Annotated in this window: 1 protein-coding gene and 1 pseudogene; one reads left to right on the forward strand and one right to left on the reverse strand. The window is 47.3% G+C overall.

Annotated features, from left to right (window positions below; all coding sequences use genetic code 11):
• Window positions 1-775: type I glyceraldehyde-3-phosphate dehydrogenase (locus tag ACTHUR_RS11760; protein WP_440398690.1), on the forward strand; the 775-nt coding region annotated here is incomplete at its 5' end.
• Window positions 776-870: 95 nt separating this feature from the next.
• Here the strand turns inward: ACTHUR_RS11760 and ACTHUR_RS11765 are convergent.
• Window positions 871-1,064: pseudogene (locus ACTHUR_RS11765) on the reverse strand (tRNA (N6-threonylcarbamoyladenosine(37)-N6)-methyltransferase TrmO); the annotation flags it as partial.

Raw genomic sequence — 1,064 nt, forward strand, 5'->3', positions numbered from 1 at the left:
TCCTAATCCTGAAGAATTGCCTTGGGGCGAGTTGGGTGTGGACGTTGTCCTCGAATGTACCGGTTTCTTTACCAGCAAAACCAAAGCAGAAGCCCATATCCGTGCCGGTGCGCGCAAAGTTGTGATTTCTGCACCTGGCGGCAATGATGTGAAAACCGTTGTATACGGCGTAAACCAAGATATTTTGGACGGCAGCGAAACCGTCATCTCTGCCGCTTCTTGTACGACTAACTGCCTGGCTCCTATGGCTGCGGTATTGCAAAAAGAGTTCGGTATTGTTGAAGGCCTAATGACCACCATCCACGCTTATACCGGCGACCAAAATACCCTTGACGCGCCGCACCGCAAAGGCGACTTCCGTCGCGCCCGTGCCGCTGCTTTGAATATCGTACCGAACAGCACCGGTGCCGCTAAAGCCATCGGCTTGGTTATCCCTGAGTTGAACGGCAAACTTGATGGCTCTGCCCAACGCGTTCCCGTAGCCACAGGCTCTTTGACCGAACTGGTTTCTGTTCTCGAACGCCCTGTTACCAAAGAAGAAATCAATGCAGCCATGAAAGCTGCCGCCAACGATGCTTTAGGCTACACTGAAGATCAAATTGTTTCTTCCGACGTTATTGGTATCGAGTACGGCTCACTCTTCGATGCGACTCAAACCCGCGTGATGACAGTTGGCGATAAACAATTGGTAAAAACCGTTGCTTGGTACGACAATGAAATGTCTTACACTTGCCAATTGGTTCGTACCTTGGAATTCTTTGCCAGCAAAATCTAAAAGATAACAGGCTGAATCAATCAGTCTGTGGATAATTAAAAGGCCGTCTGAACATTTCAGACGGCCTTTTGTTTGTAGATAGATTCAATTTGCAATCAGATTGTGGATAGTTTAATCACTGTGGCACATTTGTTTTCTATCCTAAACTGTACTTCATAATCCGCAATATTCATTACATAAACCCGTTCGGGAATATCTTGATAGGCAGGGCGGGGATCTTGAGCAATGCTTTGCTCAATGAGATGTTTTTCTTCTGTGGATAAATGTTCCGTAAGCGTACTTTCTGCCC

The sequence above is a fragment of the Neisseria sp. P0021.S007 genome (assembly GCF_051956855.1).